General features: G+C 68.8%; 13 protein-coding genes and 1 tRNA gene. 4 read left to right on the forward strand and 10 right to left on the reverse strand.

Annotated elements, in window-relative coordinates:
• The first annotated feature begins 11 nt into the window (after window positions 1–11).
• Window positions 12–851: a GNAT family N-acetyltransferase gene (locus FXF68_RS11690; RefSeq protein WP_148758935.1), complete on the forward strand. Its 840-nt coding sequence runs from the start codon at window positions 12–14 to the stop codon at window positions 849–851.
• Here the strand turns inward: FXF68_RS11690 and FXF68_RS11695 are convergent.
• From FXF68_RS11695 to FXF68_RS11710, 4 genes are all read right to left on the reverse strand, one after another.
• A complete protein-coding gene (locus FXF68_RS11695) occupies window positions 821–1,948 on the reverse strand; it encodes a fatty acid desaturase family protein (protein WP_148758936.1) in 1,128 nt (375 codons plus the stop codon). The two genes, FXF68_RS11690 and FXF68_RS11695, sit on opposite strands and share 31 nt — an antisense overlap.
• A gap of 16 nt (window positions 1,949–1,964) precedes the next feature.
• Window positions 1,965–3,038, reverse strand: coding sequence for a ferredoxin reductase (locus FXF68_RS11700; protein WP_246178630.1), 1,074 nt, complete (start codon window positions 3,036–3,038; stop codon window positions 1,965–1,967).
• A gap of 1,255 nt (window positions 3,039–4,293) precedes the next feature.
• On the reverse strand, window positions 4,294–5,046 hold the full coding sequence (locus FXF68_RS11705) for a DUF427 domain-containing protein (protein WP_148758938.1): 753 nt from the start codon (window positions 5,044–5,046) through the stop codon (window positions 4,294–4,296).
• Window positions 5,047–5,249: 203 nt separating this feature from the next.
• Window positions 5,250–6,737 carry a DHA2 family efflux MFS transporter permease subunit gene (locus FXF68_RS11710; protein ID WP_148758939.1) on the reverse strand — a complete coding sequence of 496 codons (1,488 nt, stop codon included), beginning with the start codon at window positions 6,735–6,737 and terminating at the stop codon, window positions 5,250–5,252.
• 100 nt (window positions 6,738–6,837) lie between these two features.
• On the opposite strand from FXF68_RS11710, the gene FXF68_RS11715 reads away from it, so the two are divergent.
• The 3 genes from FXF68_RS11715 to FXF68_RS11725 all read left to right on the forward strand — a co-directional run bounded on the left by FXF68_RS11715 (window position 6,838) and on the right by FXF68_RS11725 (window position 9,255).
• Window positions 6,838–7,539: a TetR/AcrR family transcriptional regulator gene (locus tag FXF68_RS11715; RefSeq protein ID WP_148758940.1), complete on the forward strand. Its 702-nt coding sequence runs from the start codon at window positions 6,838–6,840 to the stop codon at window positions 7,537–7,539.
• Window positions 7,540–7,651: 112 nt separating this feature from the next.
• The gene (locus FXF68_RS11720; RefSeq protein WP_246178631.1) at window positions 7,652–9,115 is read left to right on the forward strand and encodes an alpha/beta hydrolase; all 1,464 of its coding nucleotides are present in this window, start codon (window positions 7,652–7,654) and stop codon (window positions 9,113–9,115) included.
• A 64-nt stretch (window positions 9,116–9,179) separates the two neighbouring features.
• Window positions 9,180–9,255: transfer RNA gene (locus FXF68_RS11725), tRNA-Thr, on the forward strand.
• Window positions 9,256–9,319: 64 nt separating this feature from the next.
• On the opposite strand, the gene FXF68_RS11730 is transcribed toward FXF68_RS11725, so the two are convergent.
• From FXF68_RS11730 to FXF68_RS42280, 6 genes are all read right to left on the reverse strand, one after another.
• Entirely contained in the window at window positions 9,320–10,564 is a 1,245-nt protein-coding gene (locus FXF68_RS11730) for a tyrosine-type recombinase/integrase (protein ID WP_246178632.1), read from the reverse strand.
• Window positions 10,564–10,746 (reverse strand): helix-turn-helix domain-containing protein, encoded by a 183-nt coding sequence (locus FXF68_RS11735; RefSeq protein ID WP_148758942.1) that lies wholly within the window; start codon window positions 10,744–10,746, stop codon window positions 10,564–10,566. Before FXF68_RS11735 ends, FXF68_RS11730 begins: the two co-directional genes overlap by 1 nt.
• Entirely contained in the window at window positions 10,743–12,146 is a 1,404-nt protein-coding gene (locus FXF68_RS11740; protein ID WP_342787119.1) for a replication initiator, read from the reverse strand. Before FXF68_RS11740 ends, FXF68_RS11735 begins: the two co-directional genes overlap by 4 nt.
• Before the next feature lie 113 nt (window positions 12,147–12,259).
• Window positions 12,260–12,589, reverse strand: coding sequence for a hypothetical protein (locus tag FXF68_RS11745; RefSeq protein WP_148758943.1), 330 nt, complete (start codon window positions 12,587–12,589; stop codon window positions 12,260–12,262).
• Between the two features lie 24 nt (window positions 12,590–12,613).
• The gene (locus FXF68_RS11750; protein WP_148758944.1) at window positions 12,614–13,444 is read right to left on the reverse strand and encodes a DUF2637 domain-containing protein; all 831 of its coding nucleotides are present in this window, start codon (window positions 13,442–13,444) and stop codon (window positions 12,614–12,616) included.
• The gene (locus FXF68_RS42280; RefSeq protein ID WP_187437864.1) at window positions 13,441–13,752 is read right to left on the reverse strand and encodes a hypothetical protein; all 312 of its coding nucleotides are present in this window, start codon (window positions 13,750–13,752) and stop codon (window positions 13,441–13,443) included. Before FXF68_RS42280 ends, FXF68_RS11750 begins: the two co-directional genes overlap by 4 nt.
• Window positions 13,753–13,807: the final 55 nt, after the last annotated feature.

Consider the following 13,807-nt stretch of genomic DNA (forward strand, 5'->3'; position numbering starts at 1 on the left):
GCGTCCCGGGCATGATCTCACCGGTGTCGAACCGGCCCGTGCGGCTGCTCGGACTCGACGATCTGGCCGCCTGCCAGCGGCTCGCCATCGGCCGTAACTGGGGGCCCGAGGACCGCAAATGGCGGTTCCTGTTCTCCGTGGGCGACGTCTACGGCGTAGACGACGTGGGTGGGGAGCTCGCGGGGACGGTCGTGTCCACGCCGTACGGCAAGGACGTCGCCGCCATAAGCATGGTGCTCGTCGCCGAACGCCATGAACGGCAGGGGCTCGGCGGCCGGATGATGCGCCACGCCATGGACAACGCCGGGACGGCGAGCCTCTGCCTGACCGCCACCGACTATGGACGACCTCTCTACGAACGCCTCGGATTCCGCTCTGTCGGCCTTTGCACGACCTATACGGGAGAGGCCGGGAGCCTCGCCGGAAGCGGCGTGTCCGTCCCGGTTGAGGACGCCGACATGCCCGCCATCCATGCCCTGGACGCGGAGGTCTTCGGCGCCGACCGCTCGCTGATGCTGAATGGCCTTCCGGCGTTCTGCGAATCGTTCCGCGTCGTCCGGGACGGCCCCGGGATCAAGGGTTTCGGAGGCGTATGGCGGAACGGCGACCAGGCCGTCATCGGCCCGGTCATCGCCCACGACGCCGAAACCGCGATCGCGCTCATCGAGGAGGTCGTCCCGCCGGACGGCCTGACCCGGCTCGACATCGACCACCGCCATCCGGAACTGGTCGACTGGGCCGAAGCGCGCGGCCTGCGTCCCGCTTTCACGACCACGGTGATGGAATACGGGGAGCCCGTCTCCGGGGACCCGTCCCGCCTTTACCTGCCGGTCGCCCAGGCCCTCGGCTGAGGCCGCGCCTTCCCTTTACGCCCGCGTGCCCGCGCGGCCCGGGGAGGCACCGAGTACTGGAAGATCTTCTTCCACGTGCTCGCGACCTGCTTCGACAGCGACCCCGTGTGGTAAGGAAGGTCGTACTTCGCGCACAGCGCCCGGACGCGCGGCGCGATCTCGGCGTAGCGGTTGCTCGGGATGTCGGGGAACAGATGGTGCTCGATCTGGTGGCTGAGATTGCCGGTCATCAGATGAAACAGGCTCCCGCCCGTGATGTTCCCCGAGCCGAGAAGCTGCCGGACGTACCATTCGCCCTTCGTCTCGCCCTCCAGCCGCTCCTCCTCGAACAACTCGATGTCGCCGGGGAAATGCCCGCAGAAGATGACCGTGTGCGCCCACACGTTCCTGGCGACGTTCGCGGTGAAGTTCGCCGCTAGCGTCGAGAAGAACTGCGGACCGCTCAGCAGCGGGAACGCGAGATAGTCCTTGCCCCATTGGCGGCGAATCTTGCGTCCGATCGCGCGGACCTTCTCCTTCGTCACCGCAGGGTCGTGCGTGCCGTCCTGGACCTCCTCGACCTCCATGTCGTGCATCGCCACGCCGTACTCGAAGAACATCGCCAGCAGCACGTTCAGGATCGGCTGGGCGAGGTGGATGCGGCGCCATTCCTGCTCGGGCGCGATGCGCAGCAGCCCGTAGCCGATGTCCCGGTCCTTGCCGAGGATGTTGGTGAACGTGTGGTGGACGAAATTGTGCGTGTGCTTCCACTGCGCGGCGGGGGACACGTTGTCCCACTCCCAGGTCGTGGAATGGATTTTCGGGTCACGCATCCAGTCCCACTGGCCGTGCATGACGTTGTGCCCGATCTCCATGTTCTCCAGGACCTTCGCGAGGGTCAGCGCGGTCGTCCCGGCGACCCAGGCGGGCGGCACCGACGACGCCATCAGCAGCGCCCGGCCGCCCGCCTCCAGCCCGCGCTGCCAGCGGATCACCCGGTGGATGTAGGCGGAGTCGCGCTCGCCGAGGTCGGCGGTGATCTCGTCGCGGAGGGCGTCCAGCTCGCGGGCGATGGCGTCGTAGTCGGCGGCCGTGAGATGGGCCGTGGTGGTCGTCATGTCCGTCCGTCCTCCTTCAGAGTTCGATTTCCACAGGACCGGCGGCGGCCGAGATGCACGTCTGCACGATCTCGCCCTCCTCGCCGTGCACCTCGCCGGTGCGCAGGTCGCGGACCTTGCCCGAGCACAGCCGCCCGACGCAGGAGTAGCAGATGCCCATCCGGCAGCCGCTCGGCAGCAGCGCCCCGGCCTCCTCCCCGGCGACCAGGAGCGGAGTCGCGCCGTCGGCGTCGACCTCGACACCGCTCCGGGCGAACCGGACGCGCCCGCCCTCGCCGCCCGCCCCGCCGTCCAGGACCGTCTGGAACCGCTCGACGCGCAGCTTGTCCTCGACTCCCGCGGCCCGCCAGTGCGCGGTGAGATCGTCCAGCATGTCGCCGGGACCGCAGGCCCACGCCTCCCGTTCCGCCCAGTCAGGGCAGATCAGCGCCAGGTCGGACGGCTTGATCCGCCCGTCCGCCTCCGTGTGCCGCTCATGCAGGCGCAGCCCGTCCATCCCCCGCAGCTCGGACCCGAAAATGACATCGCCCGCCCTCCGGTCGGAGTGGACGAGCACCGCGTCCTTCGTCCCGCGAAGGTGCCGCAGGATGGCCATGACCGGCGTGATCCCGCTGCCCGCCGTCACGAACAGCAGCTTTCGCGGGACGGACTCGGGCAGCACGAAGTCGCCCTCCGCCGCCGCGAGCCGCAGGATCGTCCCCGGCTGGACATTCCGGACGAGATGCGCGGAGACCCTCCCGTCCGGCGCCGCCTTGACCGTGATCGTGATGCGCCCGTCCCGGCGCGGCGGGGACGACAGCGAGAACGTCCGCCAGTGCCGCACGCCGCCGACGTCCACGCCGACCTTGACCCACTGCCCCGGCCGATGCCCTCGCCAGGCCCGCCCCGGCTTGATCACCAGCGTGGCCGCGCCGGGCGCCTCGTGCCGGACGGCTTCGACCCGTCCGCGCAACTCGTCCGCCGACCACAGCGGGTTGACCAGCCCGAGATAGTCCTCCGGCAGGAGCGGCGTGGTGAGCCGCCGCGCGACCGCCGCGACCCGCCGCGACCCGCCGCCGAACCGCCCCGCACGCCGCGATGCCGCACCCACGATGCCTCCCGGATGGAGCCCAACCTACGTTTGCGTAACTTACGGAAGCGTAGGAACCCGCTCAACCCCCGAACGCCAAAAGCGACCGGCATCACAACACCGCAAAGACCCCTTTTCCCCAACGCCCCCGCCACCAACACCTCACCTCCCGCCCGAACGACCTCCTCCACAAAACGATCACCCTCCCACCCACCCCCGAGCAGCCCTCCAACCGACCGCGTCTAGACCCTCGACAACCAACCCCCGCAACGCCACCAACCAAACCCACCCACCGCCCGCCGACGAGCCGAACACCCAGCCGAACGACCACCCCCACCGACGCACGTTCCACAGATCAGTCAGCCCCCTTCCCCCGTCCCCGGGCCCCCGTCCCCGGGCCCCCGTCCCGGGCCCCCGTCCCGGACGCTCCGTCCACGGGCGCTCCGTCCACGGGCGCTCCGTCCACGGGCGCTCCGTCCACGGGCGCTCCGTCCACGGGCGCTCCTCGAATTGGGTAGGCCGAGCCTCGGCCGGACCCTTATCGCCAACGGCGCACGTTCCGGAGGACCACCGGCCATGCCCGCCCCGATCCCAGATGCTTACCGACCAGCAATGAGCAGAACAGTCGGCCGAACGACCACGCCAGCGACGCGCGTCTGGAGAGCCCCAGACCCTCCCCCGGCCTGCGGGCACTCCCCACCCATCGGTGAGCAGAGCACCTGGCTGCCGGATGCCGGTCAATTGATGACGATCAATTCAGAAGGCGGGGAAAGAGACCAGGGGAGCCAGGAGGCAGCACGAAACACAATCGACCGATCACCGTCCCGCAACGCCCAGACGGCTACGCACCGGGACGCCGTCGCCCCCTCGCCCGCCTGCCGTCCGCCGCCGGGTCGGCGGCGCCATTCCTTGCGCGCCCTCGTCCTCTGCGCGCCCTCGTCCTCTGCGCGACCCCGCCCTTACGTGAGCCCGTCCTTGCGCGCCCTCGTCCTTCCACGTGCCCGTTCTTGCGCGGGCCTGTCCTTGCGCGGGCCCGTCCTTCCGCGACCCTGTCCTTGCGCGAGCCCGTTCTTGCGTGTCCTCGTTCTTGCGCGTCCTCGTTCTTGCGCGTCCTCGTTCTTGCGCGACCCCGCCCTTACGGGGCCTGTCCTTACGTGGGCCCGCCCTTACGCGACGCCGTCCCCTTTCCACGTTCGCCCTTTTCGCGTTCGGACCCGTCCAAGTCAGTGAGTAAGGCAATCCGCGATGGAGTTGGCGGGTTCGCGGCGAGCGGGGCTTAGGCGAACGGACTGGTCGGACGCGATTGCAGGACTCCGTCGACGAAAATGTCGACCTTCTCGCTGTAGAAGCAGACCAGCCCGGCCACCTTGCGGCTCTCGTCCAGCGGAGTCGGGTACGACCACGCCAGATCCTCGTGGAGCTTGCCGCCAGCGCGCACCGACCAATACTCAGCGGTGCCCTTGTACGGGCAGCGCGTCACCGTGTCGGTGTGTTCGAGCAGATCCATCCGAACGTGCGTCTTCGGCAGGTAATAGCGGACGGGGAGCCCCGTCTCGAACAGCAGCCGCGGGCTGGACGACTCCGCGACCGTCACCCCGTCCACCTCAACCCGGACGTTCCGCGAAGCAGCCAACACGTCCACTCGCGTGTAGGGGTCACGTGGGTGGACGAAGACCTCCTCGTCCTCCTCGAACCAGGCGTCCATCGCGTCCCACTCCAGGCGGACCAGCCCGCGGAGCTCCTCGATGGGCGAGTCGGTGTACCGAAGCGCGGCGCCCGGCCTCTCCGTGCCGTCCACCTTCACGGTGTAGGCAGTGGCGTCACCGCGGCTCGGCGAATGCTTGCCCGGTCCGTCCTCGACGAGTTCGGCCCGCACATCCTCGGCCGGAACGTAGTACGCCGGGTAGTAGGGAATCTCCCAGACGAGCACCGGCCTAACGGTGTCGGCCACCAGGTGACCGCCGAGATAAGCGCGGACACGCTTACCGCTCTCCTCGATCCGAACACTGGTCTTCCGCGATGTGCTCATGCCACCGCAACCGTTCCGGCGCTCGCCCTATTTCGACTCCGCGCCCTCGTACAGCGTGAACCGTCGGCAATCAGCGAGATCCAGTCCGTCAAACCTCACCGACCAATTCGCCGCCATCAGGGTGCACGCGCCTCGGCAAGTCGCTGGTGTGCCGGGTTCTGCGCCATCTCCGCTCCATTCGTAGTCGCGTGCCCGCTGTCAGATCAGGAGGACGTAACCGGAACCTCCTTCGGCCTGCGGGGGATGGCGAAGATCGGGAGGAGGGAGAGGACGATGAGGCCCGCCACCCACCAGAACGTCTCGGTGAAGGCGTTGGTCAGCAGCGTCGGCGTCTCGGTGGTGTGCTGTGCGGCGGCCTCGGCCAGGTTCCCGGACGCGCCCGGGATCTCGCCGCGGATCGCGATCTGCAGGATGATCGCCGCCACCGCGGTGCCCAGCGAGCTGCCCACCCGCACCAGGATGTTCGCCCCCGTCGTCGCGGCGGGCACGGCCTCCCGCGGCAGCCCCTGATAGCACAGGGCCATCAGGCAGGGAGCGATCAAGCCGTGGCCGAGTCCGATGAGGAGCACGGACGCCATGATCATCTTGCTTCCGGTGTCGGGGTCGAGCGTGGTGAGCCCCATGGTGCCGACGAGGACGAGCAGGACGCCGCCGATCGCGAACCAGCGTCCGCCGAACTTGTCGGCCAGCCGTCCCGACACCACCATCGTGATCATCGCGCCGAGCCCGAGCGGGGCCAGCAGCCAGCCCGCGTCCAGGGCCGACTCCCCGCGGACGATTCCGGCGAACAGCGGGATCAGGATCATCACGCCGAAGATCGCCCCGCTGTAGAGGAAGAATCCGCCCGTGGCGCCGGCAAAGGCGCGGGTGCTGACGCGGCGCAGATCGATGAGCGCGCGGTCGCCGCTGCGTACCGCGTGCACGAAGAACGCGACCACCAGAAGCCCCCCGCCGACGACGCTGCAGAGGAATCGCGCGCCGGACAGGCTCGCCCCGTTCCCCGCCTCGGACAGCCCGTACACCAGGGCCGCCAGGCCGGGGGACAGCAGGAGCATCCCGAGGACGTCCAGCCGGGCGTCCTTGCTGCGTTCGGTGTCGCGCGGCAGCATCCGCAGGGCGGCGAGCAGCGCGACGGCACAGAACGGGATGTTGACGAAGAACATCCACCGCCAGCTCAGGTTGTCGACGATCACGCCGCCGAGCAGCGGCCCCAGCACCGGCCCGAGCATCGCGGGCACCGAGACGATGCTCATCACCCGTCCCATGCGGCCCGGCCCGGCCTCCCGGACGAGCATCATCTGCCCGACGGGCATCAGCATCCCGCCGCCGAGGCCCTGCAACACGCGGAACGCGACCAGCGAGGGCAGTGACCATGCGAGCCCGCACAGCAGGGACCCGGTGATGAACAGCAGGAGCGAGAACATCCACATCGTCCGGGTGCCGAACCGCTGAACCGACCAGCCGGTCATCGGGATCGCCATCGACAGCGCGAGCGTGTAGCCGGTCACCACCCACTGGATGGTCGACAGCGAAGTGTCGAAATCCTTGCCCAGCGCCGTCACCGCGACGTTCACGATCGTGCTGTCGAGGACGGTCATGATCGCGCCGAGCAGCACGACGATCGCGAGATTGCGCAGGTGGGGGTCGATGTTCTCCTTGGTCGCCGGGGCTTTGTCTTCGGTGGCGGTCATCCGGCAGCCTCTCGTCCGTACAGCGTATCGGTCTCACCGTACACCGTATCGCGGGATCCGTACACCGTATCCATACGCCGTATCGGTTACGATCTCTGATATGGCAGATGTTTCGAGGTCAGGCGATGTGTGGACGCGTCCGCGCGGGGGTCGTCGCCCGAAGCTGACGCGCGAGGCGATCATCGAAACAGCGATCAACATCGCCGACGCCGAGGGTCTGGAGGCCGTGTCGATCCGGCGCATCGCGAGCGAGTTGGGCGTCCGCGCGATGAGCCTTTACACCCACATCGCGGCCAAGCAGGACATTCTCGACCTCATGTACGACCAGGTCGCCGAAGAGGTTCTCCTCGAAGGCGAACTGCCGGACGACTGGCGCGAGGCGATGCTCCGGATAACGCGCAGGGAACGCGAGGTCGGTCTCAGGCATCCATGGATGTTCGAGTTGAGCCGTCTCGCGCCCCGCGTAGGGCCGAACGGCCTGCGCCACGCGGAGCAGTCCCTCGCGGCCGCCTCCCGGCTCGCCGACGATCCGGAGAGCATGCTCGCCATCATCACAACGGTCGACTACTACATGCTGGGGTACACCCTTCGGGAACAGCACGTCCGCGAAGCCGGGATGGACGGTATGCAGCGCGCGCAGACCAGCCTGGTAGAGCAGGAGTACGTCCGCATCCTCATGGAAACCGGCGAGTTCCCCCACCTCAAGCCGCTCTTCGACAGGGGCATCGTCATCCAGGACGACTTCGAGCAGGGCCTCAACTGGCTGCTCGACGGCATTGAACACAAGTACGGAAGGAAGTAGTCTCTGCCGCCATGCCGACTTAGCGTAGGCGGCAGCACACGTTCCGCTACGACGAGACGGGGTCCAGGTGCGGGCAGCCAAGTTGATTGGTGCGACGACCATGCTCGCTCTGGTGACCGTCACCGGATGCAACGACGGCGAAGCGGACGAGACCGCGACCCCGGCGAGTGTCCCCACGGGGCTCGGGTCGTTCTACGCACAGAAACCGTCCTGGAAGAGCTGCGGTAGCGGTTTCGAGTGCGCCACCGTCCAAGTCCCCTTGGACTACGCCAAACCGACCGGCGAGAAGATCGGCCTCTCCGTCATCAGACTCCCGGCCGAGGACAAGTCCAACCGGATCGGCTCGCTGCTCACCAACCCCGGCGGCCCCGGTGGTACAGGCGTCGGCTTCGTCCGTCAGGCCGCGCGAGCCTTCGGGAACGACCTCCGCCACCGCTTCGACATCGTCGGCTTCGACCCGCGTGGTGTCGCCGCAAGCGACCCCGTCCGCTGCAACACCGGCCCGCAGCTCGACAGGTTCTTCGCCACCGACGTGTCCCCGGACAACCGCACCGAGACGCAAGCGCTCGCAGGCGAAGGCAAGGAGTTCGCCGACAACTGCAAGGCAAGGGCCGCTGCCGAACTCCCTCACGTGGGCACGGTCAACGCCGCCCGCGACATGGACGTCCTACGCGCCGCCCTGGGCGACACGAAACTCACCTACTACGGCGCCTCCTACGGCACCTACCTCGGGGCGTACTACGCCGAGCAGTTCCCTAGGAACGTCCGCGCCCTCGTCCTGGACGGAGCGGTCGACCCCACACTGTCCTCAACCGAGATGCTGGTCGAACAAGCCAAGGGCTTTGAGACCGCCCTCCGCGCCTTCGCCCAAGACTGCGTCAAGGCAGGCTTCTGCCGATTCGGTGACACCGTCGACGCCGTCCTGGCCACGGTCTCGTCCCTCCTCGCCAAGACGGACAAGACACCCCTCAAGAACACCCGAGACTCACGAAAGGTCACCGAATCCCTCGCCGTCATGGGCATAGCGAGGGCCCTCTACGTCAAGGAGTACTGGCCCGTCCTACGCCAGGCCCTCACCAAGGCCACCCAGGAATCCGACGGCACCATGCTTCTGGCCCTCGCGGACGAGATGGTCGAACGCAAGTCCGATGGCAGCTACAGCAACCAGACCGACGCCAACATGGCCATCAACTGCGTCGACAAGCCCAACCCACCGGACATCACCACCTACGGCAAGTCGGCCACCGAAGCCCAGAAGGTCGCCCCCCGCTTCGGCTCCTTCGTCGTCTGGGGCGGTCTACCGTGCGTCTACTGGCCCGTCCAGCCCAAACAGGAGCCGAAGCCCATCACCGCTAAGGGCGCCGCTCCCATCGTCGTCATCGGAACCATCCGCGACCCCGCCACCCCCTACAAGTGGGCTCAGAACCTCGCCGGCCAACTCTCCAGCGGCGTCCTCCTCACCTTCGACGGCGACGGCCACACCGCCTACCTGCAGGGAAACCGGTGCATCACCGAAGCCACCAACAAGTACCTCCTGGACGCGGACCCTCCCAAGGACGGCACCACCTGCCGCTGAACAACCGGTGCGCACTCACCCCCGCGGACCCGGTAGACTTCCCTCAGCCGTGTCCGCACGGCGCGCCGCCTTAGCTCAGTCGGCAGAGCGATTCACTCGTAATGAATAGGTCATCGGTTCGATTCCGATAGGCGGCTCCACGTCAAAGGCCCCTTCCGATCACGGAATGGGCCTTTTTGCTAACAGGCTTGCTAACAGCGACGTCTACGCCGCTTGGTTCATGACCCGCGCGAACACGTCCGCCGCGAGCACCTCGGCCGACCGGATCACGTGCGCGTAGACGCGGAGAGTGATGGCCGGGTCAGCGTGCCCGAGCCGAGCGGCAACGACATGGACGGGGACGCCCGCCAGGAGCAGCGTGGTCGCGTGGATGTGGCGGAGGTCGTGAACCCTGGCGTGGGGGAGCGGTTCGGCGGGACGGGGGCCTTCCTTGGGTGTGTTGTAGGCGCGAATGGTCTTGGTCATGAGCCAGCCGACCGAGTCGGGATGGATCGGATCGCCCCAGGCCGTCGCGAACACGTAGCCGTCTTTCGCGCCGCGCCATTTCTCGCCGACGAGAAGCTTGTCCGCGGCTTGCGCCTTGCTGTGTTCCTGGAGAACGGTCACGGTCTCGTCATCGATGCTCACGACTCGGGACCGTCCGCTCTTGGTTGCCCCCTCGATGCGCTCACCGTCGACGACGCCCGTGGAGCCGCTGATCGTGATCTGGTTCGCCTCCAGGTTGATGCTCGACCATCGCAGGTTGAGCAGTTCCCCGCGGCGTGCGCCCGTGTAGGCGGCCAGGTGGTAGAAGGCGAACAGACGGTGTCGACGCACGGCCGCCAGGAACGTGCTGAGCTGCGCAGTCGTCCACACCGAGCCGGGTTCGTTGAGTGCCGCCTTTGGCCGCTTGGCCCGCTCGACCGGGTTGGACGGTATGAGTTCGTCGACCAGGACGGCGTCACCGAACGCCTTGCGAAGAATCGCGTGCGTCCGGGTGACGGTCGAGATGCCCAGCGCCTTACCGTCCTCGCCGCCGCCGGTCAGAAGGTCGCGGTAGAGCTTCGTGATTCGGGCCGGGCGTACTCCTTGGAGTCGCAGGCCGCCGATGTGCGGCTTGATGTAGAGCCGGATCATGGTGCGGTAGCTGGCGAGCGTGCGCGGCCGGATCTCAACGGCGTGCGATTCGATCCACTGGTCGAGGTACTCGCCCACGGTGATGGTGTTGCGGTCGATGTACTCGCCGCGCCGGGCCTTGACGCGCGCTTCGTCGCGGGCTTCTTTGGCTGCGTCTTCGTCAGGGAATCCGCCGACCCACTTGGGCTTTGAGGTGCCGGTTTCCGGGTCGGTGACGCGGATGACGTAGGACCAGGTGTTGCCGCGCTTCATGACGCCGTCGCGCAGCTTTGGCGGGTTCTTCTTGCTGGGCTTGCGCGGCTCGTCAGGGTTGGCCAGGGCGGTCTTGGTCATCAGGCTGCGGCCTCTTCCATGAGGGTGTTGATGTAGTCGGTGAGGGCGTCGACAGGGACGCGGCGTGAACCGTCGATGCGGATAGAGCGGATGGCGCCGGAGGCGAGGAGTTCGTAGAGCTTGCTTCGGGAGATGGCTAGTGCTTTGGCTGCCTCCGGGACAGTGAGCAGGAGCTTGGTCACGCGGCACTCCTTGCGGGTTCGGCGGACGGATCAGCGGGTGGCATGGGTCTTCCGGTGATTGCGGCGGTGACGAGTGCTTCGCCGCGTGTGAGGCCCTGGCTGTGGAAGCGCCATTCGCCGATAGCGAGGACCAGTTCCGGGTCTTGGTCGTCGGGTGGCTGCCAGCCGGGGAACTGCTCGCGGACGTAGGCGATGCGGGCGGCGCGTAGTGCGCCGAGGGTGGTGGAGTAGCGGCGGGACTTGGTCGAGAAGTGGCCGCGGAACCCGAGCATGTGAGCCCACTGGACGAGCCGCAGGTCCGCGAACTCGTCCAGGCCACCCAGGCGCAGGCATTCGCCGATGAGCCGCCGAGCGTGCGGTGTGAGCGGGAGCGTGGCCAGGTCGTCGGTGGGGCGAAGCCGCCGGTCGAGGGTGCCGACGCATTCGGCGGCCTTGGTGGCGTATTTGGCGATGTAGCCCGCGACGGCCTGTTGGGTGAGCGCGCCGGAGGCCGTGATGGCTCGTACGTCCACTTGAGCGCCCCACGACAGCGACCGCGTGGGCATGCCGGGAGCGGCCGGGGTGCTGACTGAGACCGCGCCCGCAGCGTGCCGGGCTGCGGCGTCCAGGAGGTGGACGGTGGCCCAGTTGGGCGGGGACGTGGCTGGTCCGTCTGGTCCGTCGAATCGGATGACCGCGTGGAAGTGGACGACGCCGCGCCGCTGGTATTCGGCCACTTTGGCGAACGAGACGGCCAGGGTTTCGCGGAACTGTTTGTGCGTCAGTCCGGCCGACTTGGCGAGGTAGCGCCGCAGGGCCAGCGTGAAGCGCCGCCACAGTTCCGGAGCCAGCGCGTTGAACAGCACCGACCCGGCGTAGTCGTAGCAGTCGGGGCACAGCGGTTCCCCGAGCCGGGGGTCGTCCTGGCCGTGCCGGACGGCGCAGGAGGGCACCACGCCATGCGGGCACGGCTGGGCGTCCCGCCGAGGGTGGCAGCGCTCGACTCGCCCGCCGTTGCGGACTCGTCGGGCGTGGACGGGACCGAACGAGGGCGCGGTGAGGGTGACGAAGGCGGCCGGGTGACCGGAGACGCTGTCGGGGATGCCTTTCCCACCGGCCAGGCCCGCGCGGATGAGTTGGTAGGTGTCGGCGCGGTAGGTCTCGGCGCAGGCGGGGCAGCGGGAGGCCCGCCGGGTCTTGCACGCCACCGGGAGCGCGCCGTCGGGTTCGCGGTCGGTGGTGTAGCGGTGCAGCAGTTCTCCGGTACCGGTGTGGACGTGTTCCACGGTGCCGGTGAGGTAGACGGGTTGGGAGCAGCCACCGGTGGCGCGTGCGCGGGCGGCCCAGCGGTCGAAGTCCGCCCGGTCGATGATCTTGGCCATCTGCCGGGCGTCCTGCGGTGTGAGGACAGGGTGAGGCACGATGACGGGGTCTCCTTGACCGTTGCGAGTGGCTGAGGGGATGGCCCCCGACGTGGCGCGTACGTGCTTGGCGGCTTGTGCGGCCACGCCGGGGGCGCTCGATCACTGGCGGGTCATTGGCAGTTGCCCAGGCCGGTGCAGTGCGGGCAGGTGTCGCCGTGGGAGTCCAGGCCGGTCCCGCCGCAGTTGCAGCACTGCCACCACTCGCCGATCGGCGCGGGCGGACGTGGGAACGCGATGGCCGATCCGGTCGCCGCTTCCTGCGCGGTCACCTGGTCCGAGCCGCAGGCCGCGCACGCGGGACCGCCCCGGTGTGCGAGCAGTGACACCCAGGTGAGGCCGCCGGTGGTGACGTCGCAGGTACGGCAGCGCAGCCGCCACCCAGCCGCGTTGTCACGGTGTGAGCGGTCGGAGGCGTTGGGGACGAGGTTGTGTTCAGACATGCGGATCTCCTGATCTGGCCTGATTCAGGCCGCTGTCTCGCTAGGGGTTCGGTCGGTGCGGATCTGGCGGAGCAGGTCTGAGGCGAGTTGGTTGGACACCCCGAGGCGGGCGCGGAGTGCGTCACGGGTGATCGGCCGCCCGTGCTCGGTCTGGTGTTCGGCTGCGACCCGGCGCGCGAACTCCACCAGCGGCCCGGCCGGTCCGGACGCCGAGGAGGGCACGGCGGACCGGGACGAGGACGGGGACGCAGCGGCGGGTGCCAGGTCGGCCGGGACAGGGATGGAGGTTTGGCCGTCCGGCTCCTCCGTGGGCCGCCGCCCCTCGTCGTCCGGTTCGTCCCGGACAACCGGGGCGGCGGGACGGTCGTCCTCCCACACCACCCACGGCGACGAGGACGAGCCAGCCGCCGACACCGCCGAGGACGGACGGCCGAAGGAAGCCGGGACCGGCGACCGGTTGACCGCCGATGCGGTGTCGGCCTTTCGGCGTTCGAGCATGGAGACGGCGACCAGGAACGCGCCCGCCGGAGTGCCTGCGGTGATCCAGCCCCACACGGTCGGGTCGGCTTGGGCGAGGTTGGCGGCCAGCGAGAGCAGGACGCCGCCGACCAGGACGAGCGTCGGCCACGACAACCGACCCGTTGCCCGCCCGGTGCGCTTGTCACGCTGGCGTTCCCCGGCCGCCATCACGCAGGTGAGGTCGATGCAGACCGCGATGGCCCAGGCCATCCACCCGCGTTGACCGTGTTCGGTGGCGGTGTCGCGGATGTGGGTGAACGACCCCGCCGCCGCGATCCCTGCCAGCACCACGACCGGCCCGGAGTCGGCCACCGCGCCGAGGAGGCCGCGGGTCATGCCGCCCGCCGGGAGGTGACGAGGGCGAGCAGTGCGGCCAGTTCGGGGTCACAGCGGTGGGTGTCGGCCCAGCAATCGACCTCGCCGGGACGGGCCGAGGTGAACGAGTCGGCGCACCGCTGGCACCGGGCGATGTGCAGGGAGCGGAACTCGTCCCACTCGACACCGACCGGCCACACGTCCCACGACGACACACAGGACGGCCGGGACGAGCCCGAAGACGACGAGCCGGACGGCGAGGACGGGGACGGGACGGCGACGAACCGAGGACGGGGACGAGGACGAAGGACACGGACGCGGGCGACCATTGGGCAGCCTCCAGGGACGGTTTCGGGCATGGGTCGGATAGGGACGTGGCGCGAT

It is taken from the genome of Actinomadura decatromicini (assembly GCF_008121305.1).
In the GTDB taxonomy this organism is placed as follows: Bacteria; Actinomycetota; Actinomycetes; order Streptosporangiales; family Streptosporangiaceae; genus Spirillospora; species Spirillospora syzygii.

Excerpts from the sequence above, each read along its gene's own strand:
- FXF68_RS11745 (WP_148758943.1), bottom strand. The coding sequence starts at position 12,589 with ATGTCTGAACACAACCTCGTCCCCAACGCCTCCGACCGCTCACACCGT.
- FXF68_RS11715 (WP_148758940.1), top strand. The coding sequence starts at position 6,838 with ATGGCAGATGTTTCGAGGTCAGGCGATGTGTGGACGCGTCCGCGCGGG.
- FXF68_RS11690 (WP_148758935.1), top strand. The coding sequence starts at position 12 with ATGATCTCACCGGTGTCGAACCGGCCCGTGCGGCTGCTCGGACTCGAC.
- FXF68_RS11695 (WP_148758936.1), bottom strand. The coding sequence starts at position 1,948 with ATGACGACCACCACGGCCCATCTCACGGCCGCCGACTACGACGCCATC.
- FXF68_RS11730 (WP_246178632.1), bottom strand. The coding sequence starts at position 10,564 with ATGACCAAGACCGCCCTGGCCAACCCTGACGAGCCGCGCAAGCCCAGC.
- FXF68_RS11750 (WP_148758944.1), bottom strand. The coding sequence starts at position 13,444 with ATGACCCGCGGCCTCCTCGGCGCGGTGGCCGACTCCGGGCCGGTCGTG.
- FXF68_RS11705 (WP_148758938.1), bottom strand. The coding sequence starts at position 5,046 with ATGAGCACATCGCGGAAGACCAGTGTTCGGATCGAGGAGAGCGGTAAG.
- FXF68_RS42280 (WP_187437864.1), bottom strand. The coding sequence starts at position 13,752 with ATGGTCGCCCGCGTCCGTGTCCTTCGTCCTCGTCCCCGTCCTCGGTTC.
- FXF68_RS11710 (WP_148758939.1), bottom strand. The coding sequence starts at position 6,737 with ATGACCGCCACCGAAGACAAAGCCCCGGCGACCAAGGAGAACATCGAC.